Source organism: Streptomyces sp. NPDC028907 (assembly GCF_055564995.1).
The window spans coordinates 1-10,480 of record NZ_JBVHVE010000039.1 but is presented as its reverse complement, the minus strand read 5'-3'; the positions used below and the strand labels follow the sequence as shown (position 1 = coordinate 10,480).

General features: G+C 71.1%; 9 protein-coding genes and 1 pseudogene. 7 read left to right on the top strand and 3 right to left on the bottom strand.

Annotated elements, in window-relative coordinates:
- The 7 genes and pseudogenes from ACZ4UU_RS44910 to ACZ4UU_RS44880 all read left to right on the top strand — a co-directional run.
- Positions 1–120, top strand: a pseudogene (locus ACZ4UU_RS44910) (ABC transporter ATP-binding protein); the annotation flags it as partial.
- Between the two features lie 55 nt (positions 121–175).
- A complete protein-coding gene (gene iolC / locus ACZ4UU_RS44905) occupies positions 176–1,168 on the top strand; it encodes a 5-dehydro-2-deoxygluconokinase (RefSeq protein WP_471909238.1) in 993 nt (330 codons plus the stop codon).
- The gene (locus ACZ4UU_RS44900; protein WP_471909237.1) at positions 1,149–2,045 is read left to right on the top strand and encodes a Cgl0159 family (beta/alpha)8-fold protein; all 897 of its coding nucleotides are present in this window, start codon (positions 1,149–1,151) and stop codon (positions 2,043–2,045) included. Before iolC ends, ACZ4UU_RS44900 begins: the two co-directional genes overlap by 20 nt.
- Positions 2,042–2,938 (top strand): 5-deoxy-glucuronate isomerase, encoded by an 897-nt coding sequence (iolB, locus tag ACZ4UU_RS44895; protein WP_471909236.1) that lies wholly within the window; start codon positions 2,042–2,044, stop codon positions 2,936–2,938. Before ACZ4UU_RS44900 ends, iolB begins: the two co-directional genes overlap by 4 nt.
- On the top strand, positions 2,938–4,821 hold the full coding sequence (gene iolD, locus ACZ4UU_RS44890; protein WP_471909235.1) for a 3D-(3,5/4)-trihydroxycyclohexane-1,2-dione acylhydrolase (decyclizing): 1,884 nt from the start codon (positions 2,938–2,940) through the stop codon (positions 4,819–4,821). The genes iolB and iolD overlap by 1 nt, the downstream gene beginning before the upstream one ends.
- A gap of 12 nt (positions 4,822–4,833) precedes the next feature.
- On the top strand, positions 4,834–6,330 hold the full coding sequence (locus ACZ4UU_RS44885) for a CoA-acylating methylmalonate-semialdehyde dehydrogenase (protein WP_471909234.1): 1,497 nt from the start codon (positions 4,834–4,836) through the stop codon (positions 6,328–6,330).
- 36 nt (positions 6,331–6,366) lie between these two features.
- Complete coding sequence (locus ACZ4UU_RS44880) at positions 6,367–6,498, top strand: hypothetical protein (protein WP_471909233.1); 132 nt, start codon at positions 6,367–6,369, stop codon at positions 6,496–6,498.
- Positions 6,499–6,652: 154 nt separating this feature from the next.
- On the opposite strand, the gene mshA is transcribed toward ACZ4UU_RS44880, so the two are convergent.
- Genes mshA through ACZ4UU_RS44865 form a run of 3 tightly spaced genes read right to left on the bottom strand, consistent with a single transcriptional unit; the run spans position 6,653 to position 10,311 of the window.
- Positions 6,653–8,017, bottom strand: coding sequence for a D-inositol-3-phosphate glycosyltransferase (gene mshA, locus ACZ4UU_RS44875; protein WP_471909232.1), 1,365 nt, complete (start codon positions 8,015–8,017; stop codon positions 6,653–6,655).
- Entirely contained in the window at positions 8,014–8,874 is an 861-nt protein-coding gene (gene fdhD, locus ACZ4UU_RS44870; protein WP_471909231.1) for a formate dehydrogenase accessory sulfurtransferase FdhD, read from the bottom strand. Before fdhD ends, mshA begins: the two co-directional genes overlap by 4 nt.
- Positions 8,875–8,928: 54 nt before the next feature.
- Positions 8,929–10,311 carry an L-serine ammonia-lyase gene (locus ACZ4UU_RS44865; protein WP_471909230.1) on the bottom strand — a complete coding sequence of 461 codons (1,383 nt, stop codon included), beginning with the start codon at positions 10,309–10,311 and terminating at the stop codon, positions 8,929–8,931.
- Positions 10,312–10,480: the final 169 nt, after the last annotated feature.

Below are 10,480 nucleotides of genomic sequence, written 5' to 3'. Positions count from 1 at the left end.
ACCGAACTCGCCGCGCTCAAGCACGAACTGAGCCAGGTCCGCGGCGTCGACGTCGAGGAACTCCCCGAAGAGGAAGACCTCACCGCACCCGTGGCCACGACCGGCGACGCTGCCTCCTGAAGAGATCGAATCCATCTTGTCATCCAGGCCTCCGAAGAGAAGGGAAATCAGTGTGATGCCGTTCGAAGTGCTGACCATCGGCCGTGTGGGGGTGGATGTGTATCCGCTCCAGACGGGCGTGGGGCTGGCGGAGGTCACCTCGTTCGGCAAGTACCTCGGTGGCAGCCCGACGAATGTCGCCGTGGCTGCCGCCCGTTACGGGCACTCGGCAGCCGTGATCACCAAGACGGGCCGGGACCCGTTCGGCGACTTCGTCCGCACGGCCCTCGACGGCTACAGCGTGGACAGCCGGTTCGTCGGGACGTCGGACATCGCGCCGACGCCGGTGACGTTCTGCGAGATCTTCCCGCCGGACGACTTCCCGCTCTACTTCTACCGGCTCCCGAAGGCCCCCGACCTGGACATCCGGCCCGACGAGCTGGACCTGGACGCGGTGCGGGACGCTGCGGTCTTCTGGTTCACCGGCACCGGCCTGAGCGAGGAGCCGAGCCGCTCGGCCACCCTCGCCGCCCTGGCGCACCGGGCGAAGGCCGGCACGACCGTGTTCGACCTCGACTGGCGGGCAATGTTCTGGGCCGACCCGGCCCAGGCCCGCTCCTCCTACGCCGAGGCGCTGCGGCATGCCACCGTCGCCGTCGGCAATCTCGACGAGTGCGAGGTCGCGACCGGTGAGCGCGAGCCGTACGCCGCCGCGAAGGCGCTGCTGGCGGCCGGCGTGGAGCTGGCGGTGGTGAAGCAGGGTCCGAAGGGCGTGCTGGCGATGGACCGGGACGGCTCGACCGCCGAGATCCCGCCGGTTCACGTCGACGTGGTGAACGGCCTGGGCGCCGGTGACGCCTTCGGCGGCGCGCTGTGCCACGGGCTGCTGTCCGGCTGGGACACCCGCCGCACGGTGACGTTCGCCAACGCCGCCGGCGCGATCGTGGCCGGGCGCCTGTCCTGCTCGGACGCGATGCCCACCGAGTCCGAGGTCGACGCCAAGCTCCGCGAGGCGAACGCATTCCGCGACGAAGTCCCCACTGAAGCTCATGTCGAAGGAAAGGCGTGACGACGTGCCCTCCACCAACGTGAGCCGGATCGTGGACGCCCGGGTCAACGATCCCGGCGCCATCACGGCCGCCGCCACCCGCCGCCTCAGGGCCACCTCGCTGCTCGGCGAGCACGGCAAGGCAATGATCATCGCCGCCGACCACCCCGCCCGCGGCGCCAACGGCGTCGGCGCCGACCCCAACGCCATGGCCGACCGCTTCGAACTCCTCGACCGCCTGTGCATCGCGCTGGAGCGCCCGGGAGTGACCGGCGTACTGGGCACCGCCGACATCCTGGAAGACCTGCTGCTGCTCGGCGTCCTGGACGGCAAGAGCGTCTTCGGCTCCATGAACCGCGCCGGACTCGCGGGCTCGGTCTTCGAGATCGACGACCGCTTCACCGGGTACGACGCCGAGACGATCGCGGCGATGGGCTTCGACGGCGGCAAGATGCTCACCCGTATCGCCCTCGACGACCCGGCGACGCCCTCCGTACTGGAGAACACCGCCCGCGCCGTTGACGAGCTCAACGACCGTCACCTCATCGCCATGGTCGAGCCGTTCATCTCGGCCTGGCAGGACGGCCGGATCCGCAACGACCTGTCCACGGACGCGGTGATCAAGTCGATCACCATCGCCTCCGGGCTGGGCCGCCGCACCGCATACACCTGGCTCAAGCTCCCGGTCGTCGACGACATGGAACGCGTCCTCGCGTCGTCCACCCTGCCCGCGCTGCTGCTCGGCGGCGAGGTCAAGGACCCCGACGCCGCCTTCGCCTCCTGGGGCAAGGCACTGAAGCAGCCCACCGCGCAGGGCCTGGTCGTCGGCCGCTCCCTGCTCTACCCCGCCGGCGGCGACGTCGCCGGTGCCGTGGACCGGGCGGTGAGCCTGCTGTGAGCGAGACCGGCAAGTACCACCTCCCGGCGGGGAGTTCCGCCGACGGCGACTACGACGTCCTGGTCACGCCCGAGTCGGCGGGCTGGGGATACTCCGGGCTCAGGATCCTGACCCTGGGCCCGGGCGAGGCGCACACCCTGTCCACCGGAGGTTCCGAGTTCCTGGTCCTGCCGCTGACGGGCTCCTGCACCGTCACCACGGACGGCAGGGCCTTCGAACTCGCCGGTCGGACAGGCGTGTTCGCCTCCGCCACCGACTTCGCCTACCTTCCCCGCGAGTCGGAGGCTCTGATCAGCAGCGCGTCCGGTGGCCGGTTCGCGCTGCCCTCCGCCCGTACCGAGCAGGGAGGTCAACCGGCTCGGTACGGGCGCAAGGAAAACGTCCCCGTCGAGCTGCGCGGCGCCGGTGCCTGCTCCCGGCAGGTCAACAACTACTGCCTGCCCGGCACCTTCGAGGCCGAGCAGCTGCTGGTGTGCGAGGTGCTCACCCCGGGCGGCAACTGGTCGTCGTACCCGCCGCACAAGCACGACGAGCCACGCACCGACGAGCACGGCGGGCCGGTCGAGTCAGAGCTGGAGGAGATCTACTACTTCGAGGTCTCCGGTGACGGGAACGGCTTCGGCTACCAGCGCGTCTACGGCACCCCCGGGCGGCCCATCGACGTGCTCGCCGAGGTCCGCTCCGGCGACACCGTGCTGATCCCGCACGGCTGGCACGGCCCCTCGATCGCCGCGCCCGGCTACGACCTGTACTACCTCAACGTCATGGCCGGTCCCGGACCGGACCGCGCCTGGCTGATCTGCGACGACCCCGCCCACGGATGGGTGCGCGGCACGTGGGAGACGCAAGACCTCGATGACCGGCTGCCGTTCGCGGCCGAGGAGAACGAGTGATGGAAACGATCAGGCTCACCACCGCCCAGGCCCTCGTCCGCTTCCTGGCCAACCAGCACAGCGAACGCGACGGCCAGGAACAGCGCCTCATCCCGGGCGTGTGGGGCATCTTCGGCCACGGCAACGTCGCCGGCATCGGCCAGGCCCTCCTGCAAGCAGCGGTGACTCAAGAGGCCGACCTCCCCTACTACCTGGCTCGCAACGAGCAGGGCATGGTGCATGCCTCGGTCGCGTACGCCAAGATGCGCGACCGGCTCGCGACCTTCGCCTGTACGGCATCGACCGGCCCCGGCTCGACGAACATGATCACGGGCGCGGCGCTGGCCACCACCAACCGCATCCCGGTACTGCTCCTGCCGTCCGACATGTTCGCCACCCGCGCCGCCGACCCGGTGCTGCAGCAGCTGGAGGACACCCGCGGCGGAGACGTCACCGTCAACGACGCCTTCCGCGCCGTATCCAAGTACTTCGACCGGATCCAGCGCCCCGAACAGCTGATCCCGGCCGCGCTGGCCGCGATGCGGGTGCTGACCGACCCGGTGGAGACCGGCGCCGTCACCCTCGCGCTGCCGCAGGACGTACAGGCCGAGGCGTACGACTGGCCCGTCTCCTTCTTCCGCCGCCGCGTCTGGCATGTGGGCCGCCCGGTGCCGGAGCCGGCCGCCGTCGAACGGGCCGCGGCCTTGCTGCGGAACGCGAAGAAGCCGCTGATCGTGGCCGGTGGCGGCACCGTCTACTCCGGTGCCGAGACCGCCCTGCGCGCCTTCGCCGAGGCCACCGGCATCCCGGTCGCCGACACCCACGCCGGCAAGGGCGCCGTGCCCTGGGACCACCCCTACGCGGTCGGCGGCATCGGCTCCACGGGTTCGTACGCCGCCAACGAGCTCGCGAAGGACGCGGACGTGGTGCTGGGTATCGGCACCCGGTACTCCGACTTCACGACCGCCAGCCACACGGTCTTCGGCAACCCGGACGTCACGTTCGTCAACCTCAACGTGGCCCGCCTGGACGCCGTGAAGCACTCGGCGGAGCCGCTGGTGGCCGACGCCCGACTCGGCGTCCAGGCACTCGCCGCCGCACTGACGGACTGGGAGGTCGAGCCCGAGTACCGCGATCGGACCCGGCAACTCATCGCCCGGACAAGGGAGATCGAGGAGGAGTGCTTCGCCCCGGACCGCAACACCGGCGACCTGCCCGCCCAGACCCAGATCCTCGGCGCGCTGAACGACGTCCTCGACGACCGCGCCGTGGTCATCAACGCCGCCGGGTCGATGCCCGGTGATCTTCAGCAGCTGTGGCGGGCGCGGGATCCCAAGGCCTACCACGTCGAGTACGCGTACTCCTGCATGGGCTACGAAGTCGCCGCCGGCGTGGGCGCGAAGATGGCCGACCCGTCGCGTGAGGTCGTCGTCCTGGTCGGTGACGGCTCGTATCTGATGATGGCTCAGGAGATCGTGACCATGGTCTCCGAGGGCCTGAAGGTCATCATCGTCCTGGTCCAGAACCACGGCTTCGCCTCCATCGGCGCCCTCTCCGAATCCCTCGGCTCGCAGCGCTTCGGCACCAAGTACCGCTTCCGCGACGACGAGTCGGGGCAGCTGGACGGCAGCGTCCTGCCCGTCGACCTGGCGGCGAACGCCTCGTCGCTCGGCGCGGACGTCCTGCACGCCGGCACCGTCGACGAGTTCCGCACGGCGATGGAGAAGGCCAAGGCCGCCACCTGGACCACCGTCGTCCACGTCGAGACCGACCTCTACGGCCCCAACCCGCCCGGCCACGGCTGGTGGGACGTCCCGGTCAGCCAGACGTCCGCCCTGGACTCCACCCGCGACGCCTACGCGACCTACGCCGCCCACAAGCAGAACCAGCGCCACTACCTGTAAGGACACCCTCACGTGAAGATCATCCAGCACTGGATCAACGGCGGTTTCACCTCCGGCTCCACCGCCGACACCCAGCCGGTTTTCAACCCGGCCACCGGCGCCGAGCAGGCCCGGGTCGTCCTGGGCGGAGGCGCGGACGTGGACGCGGCCGTGCGGGGCGCCTCCGCAGCCTTCGAGACCTGGTCGGAGTCCTCGCTCTCCCAGCGCACGCAGGTGATGTTCAACTTCCGTCAGCTGCTCGTGGAGCACGAGGAGGAGCTCGGCCGGATCATCTCCGCCGAGCACGGCAAGACCGTCGACGACGCACGCGGCGAGATCATGCGCGGCCGCGAGGTCGTCGAGTTCGCCTGCGGCCTCGGCGACGTGCTGAAGGGCTCCTTCTCCGACCAGGTCTCGCGCGGCGTGGACGTGCACGACTTCCGCCAGCCGCTGGGCGTGGTCGCGGGCGTCACCCCGTTCAACTTCCCGGCGATGGTGCCGCTGTGGATGCACCCCATCGCCATCGCCACCGGCAACGCGTTCCTGCTGAAGCCGAGCGAGCGCGACCCCTCCGCCGCCAACCTCGTCGCCGAGCTGTACCAGAAGGCCGGTCTGCCCGACGGCGTCTTCAACGTCGTCCACGGCGGCAAGGAGGCCGTCGACGCCATCCTCACCCACCCTGGCATCGAGGCCGTCTCCTTCGTCGGCTCCACCCCCATCGCCAAGTACGTCCACGAGCAGGCCACCGCCCACGGCAAGCGCGTCCAGGCCCTCGGCGGCGCGAAGAACCACGCCGTCGTCCTGCCCGACGCCGACCTGGAGTTCGCCGCCAACCACATCATCGCCGGCGCCTACGGCTCGGCCGGTGAGCGCTGCATGGCCGTCTCGGTCGCCGTCGCGGTGGGGGACGCAGCCGACGCACTGGTCGAGGTGTTGGAGCGCAAGGCCCGCGAGGTCAAGGTCGGCCCCGGTGACGCCCCCGGCACCGAGATGGGCCCGCTGGTCACCAAGGCCTCCCAGCAGCGCGTCGAGAACGCCGTCGGCACCGCCGCCGCTCAGGGCGCCACCGTCGTGGTCGACGGACGTGGGCTGAAGGTCGACGGGCACGAGGAGGGCTTCTTCACCGGCCCCTCCCTCCTCGACCACGTCACCACCGAGATGGACGCCTACCAGGAGGAACTCTTCGGCCCTGTCCTCGCCGTCGTCCGCGCCGACTCCCTCGATGAGGCCATCGACCTCGTCAACGCCAACCCCTACGGCAACGGCACCGCCCTGTTCACGGGCTCCGGCGAAGCCGCCCGCCGCTTCCAGCGCCGGATCAAGGTCGGCATGATCGGCATCAACGTCCCCGTCCCGGTCCCGATGTCGTACTACTCCTTCGGCGGTTGGAAGGACTCCCTCATCGGCGACTCCCCCATCCACGGCCCCGAAGGCATCCGCTTCTACACCCGCCCCAAGGTCGTCACCACCCGCTGGCCCCGGACCGAGCAGCAGATCACCGCCGGCTTCAACTTCCCCACCTCCAACTGAGTCCCCCAACCCTTCGTCCGAAGGACACGTCCTGGCATGAGCTCCGTACGCATAGGAGTGATCGGCGCGGGCAACATGGGCGCCGACCACGCGAACACCGTGCACCGCCATGTCCCGGGCGCGGTGGTGACCATGGTCGCCGACATCGCCGTCTGGACGACTCCCTGACCGCGCTTCGGGCGATGGACGAGGTCCGCCGGCAGTGCGGCATCGTCTTCCCTGGGGAGACATGACCAGGCCGGGCATGCGGCCGGGGCCGGCGAGCATCGGGGTACCGCACGGACAGTGACCTCGCCCGGCACGGTCTGCCGGCCGGGGAGAGTCACGAGAGGCGGCGGAGCCCACGCTCGCGCAGGGCGGCGGCGTACACGTTCGCCGTCGACGCCGCGGCCGCGTCCCAGCCGAAGGAGCGGGCGTGCCGGGCCGCGGCCTCGCCCATCCTGGTGGAGCGGGCGGGGTCGTCGGCGAAGCCGGAGAGCGCCTCCGCGTAGTCCACCGGATCGTGCCCCGGCACGAGGGCGCCGCTCACCCCGTCCCGCACCGCGACCGGCAAGCCACCCACTTCGGCGGCGATCACCGGGGTGCCGCAGGCCTGCGCCTCCACGGCCACCAGGCCGAAGGATTCGCTGTGGGAGGGCATGACCAGCACGGATGCCGCCCGGTACCAGTCAGCGAGCCGGTCCTGACCGACCGGCGGCCGGAACAGCACGACGTCACAGACGCCGAGCCGGGCCGCCAGCTTCTGCAGTCCTTCCGGCCTCGCCAGACCGCTTCCGCTGGGCCCGCCCACGACCGGCACCACGATCCGCTCCCGCAGCCACGGTCGCCGCTCCAGCAGCCGGGCCACCGCGCGCAGCAGGACGTCGGGCGCCTTCAGCGGCTGTATGCGCCCCACGAACAGCGGGATCAGCGCGTCCCGCGGCAGCCCGAGGCGGTCCCTGGCCGCCGCACGTCCGGCCTCGACACCCCGGGCGTCGGGACGGAAGCGCCCCAGATCGACTCCGGGGTGGACGACCGCGATACGGCCGGGGTCGGCGGCGTAGTGGCCCAGGAGTTCGTCCGCTTCCTTCTCGGTGTTGGCTATCAACCGGTCGGCGGCGCGTACGACTTCGGTCTCGCCGAGCACCCGGGCGGCGGGCTCGGGGGTGTCGCCGTCGGCGAGGGTGGCGTTCTTGACCTTGGCCATGGTGTGCATGGCGTGGACGAGCGGGAGACCCCAGCGGTCCGCGGCGAGGCGGCCGACATGGCCGGAGAGCCAGTAGTGGGAGTGGACGAGGTCGTAGTGGCCGGGGCGGTGGCCGGCCCATGCCTGCGTCACGCCGTGGGCGAAGGCGCAGAGCTGGGCCGGGAGGTCCTCCTTGGCCAGGCCCTCGTAGGGTCCGGCGGCCACGTGCCGGACCAGGACGCCGGGCGCGAGTTCGACTGTGGGCGGGAGGGCGGCGGAGGTGGCCCGGGTGAAGATCTCCACCTCGATGCCGATGGCGGCGAGGCGCTTGGCAAGCTCGACGATGTAGACGTTCATGCCGCCCGCGTCGCCGGTGCCGGGCTGGTGCAGCGGTGAGGTGTGCACGCTGAGCATGGCCACGCGGCGAGGATGGCCGTGGGTGCCGGGGGGCGGCAGCCGGGGTGGGCCGATGAGGGTACGGCCGTCCTGGAGTTCGTCGAGGCGGGTCATGTACAGGCTCACCTCGGCTGCTCTCCGGCCACGGCCCGGATGAGCGGGTCGAGTCGCTGTTCGCCCGCGTACACGTTCATGGAGCTGCCACGCAGGAAGCCGACGAGCGTGAGCCCCGTCTCCGCCGCCAGGTCCACGGCGAGGGAGGACGGCGCCGAGACCGCGGCCAGCACCGGGATGCCCGCCATGACCGCCTTCTGTGCCAGCTCGAAGGAGGCCCGGCCCGACACGAGCAGGATGGTGCGGGACAGCGGCAGTTCGCCGTCACGCAGTGCGCGGCCGATCAGCTTGTCGACGGCGTTGTGCCGCCCGACGTCCTCGCGCAGGTCCAGCAGTTCGCCCTCGGGCGAGAACAGGGCGGCGGCGTGCAGGCCGCCCGTGCGGTCGAACACCCGTTGTGCGGCCCGCAGTCGATCGGGCAGGACGGCCAGCAGCTCCGGGGCGACCCGGACCGGGGGTGTGTCGGCGATCGGCCAGCGTGCCGTGGTGCGCACGGCGTCCAGACTGGCCTTGCCGCACAGGCCGCAGGACGACGTGGTGTACACGTTGCGTTCGAGAGAGATGTCGGGCAGCGGTACGCCGGGGGCGAGTCGCACGTCGACGACGTTGTACGTGTTCGAGCCGTCCTGGGTGGCGCCCGCGCAATACACGATGTTCGCGACGTCCTCGGCCCGGCTCACGACGCCCTCGCTCACCAGAAAGCCGGCGGCGAGCGCGAAGTCGTCCCCGGGTGTGCGCATGGTGATCGCCAGCGGCCTGCCGCCGAGCCGGATCTCCAGAGGCTCCTCCGCCACCAGTGTGTCCGGGCGCGTGATCGGGGCGCCGTCCCGGATGCGCACGACGCGCCGTCGCTCGGTGACCCGTCCCATGACCTCGCTCCCAGTTCTGTCGGTGGACTTCGTTCCCCCTGCGGGCGTGCGCCGTCAGCACTCGATGACGTTCACGGCGAGACCGCCGCGGGCGGTCTCCTTGTACTTGACCTTCATGTCGGCGCCGGTCTCCTTCATGGTCTTGATGACCTTGTCGAGGGAGACGTGGTGGCGGCCGTCGCCGCGCAGGGCCATCCGGGCGGCGGTGACAGCCTTGACCGCGGCCATGCCGTTGCGCTCGATGCACGGGATCTGGACGAGCCCCCCGACCGGGTCGCACGTCAGCCCGAGGTTGTGTTCCATGCCGATCTCGGCGGCGTTCTCGACCTGTTCGGGGCTGCCGCCGAGGACCTCGGCGAGGCCTCCGGCGGCCATGGAGCAGGCGGAGCCGACCTCGCCCTGGCAGCCGACCTCGGCGCCGGAGATGGAGGCGTTCTCCTTGAAGAGCAGACCGATGGCGCCCGCCGCGAGGAGGAAGCGGACGATGCCGTCCTCGTCGGCGCCCGGCACGAAGTCGAGGAAGTACTGAAGGACGGCGGGGATGATGCCGGCCGCGCCGTTCGTCGGCGCGGTGACGACCCGCCCGCCGGCCGCGTTCTCCTCGTTCACGGCCATCGCGTAGAGGGTCACCCATTCCATGGCTCGGCCCGCCGCATCGCCCTCGCTGCGCAGTGCCCGGGCGGACGCCGCGGCTCGCCGACGCACCTTCAGACCGCCGGGGAGGATGCCCTCGCGGCCGAGCCCGCGTGCGACACATGCCTCCATGACCCGCCAGATCTCCAGCAGGCCCGCGCGGATCTCCTCCTCGGTGCGCCATGCCTTCTCGTTCTCCAGCATCAGCGCGGAGATCGACAGGCCCGTCTCCTTGGTCAGGCGCAGCAGTTCGTCGCCCGTGCTGAACGGGTGGGCCGGCACCGTGTCGTCGAGCTTGACACGGTCCGCGCCGACCGCGTCCTCGTCGACGACGAAGCCGCCGCCCACCGAGTAGTAGGTCTTCTCCAGCAGCGGAACGCCGTCGCCGTCGTACGCGAAGAGGATCATGCCGTTGGCGTGGTACGGCAGCGAGCGCCTGCGGTGCAGGACCAGTTGGGTCGAGGCGTCGAAGTCGATCTCGTGGGCCGGGCCGATCTCGGCACCGAGGAGGCGGATGCGTCCGGTGCCGCGGATCCGCTCGACGTCCAGGTCGGCCTGGGCGACGTCGACCGTGTGCGGCTCATAGCCCTCCAGGCCGAGCAGCACCGCCTTGGGGGTGCCGTGGCCGTGGCCGGTGGCGCCGAGGGAGCCGAAGAGCTCGGCCCGTACCGCGGCGGTCTGGGCGAGCACACCCTCCTGCTTCAGCCGGGCGACGAACATGCCGGCGGCGCGCATCGGTCCGACGGTGTGCGAGCTGGACGGGCCGATGCCTATGGAGAACAGGTCGAAGACGCTGATTGCCACGCCATACTCCGTGTGATGGGAGGGAGGTGCCGAGCGGTCGCGGCACGCCCCTGCGGCAGGGTGTCGGTTACAGGCCGGGGTACAGGGGGTGCTTGTCGGCCAGCGCCTTCACGCGGGCCTTCAGGGCGTCCGTGTCGTACGACGGCTTCAGCGTCTCGGCGATGACGTC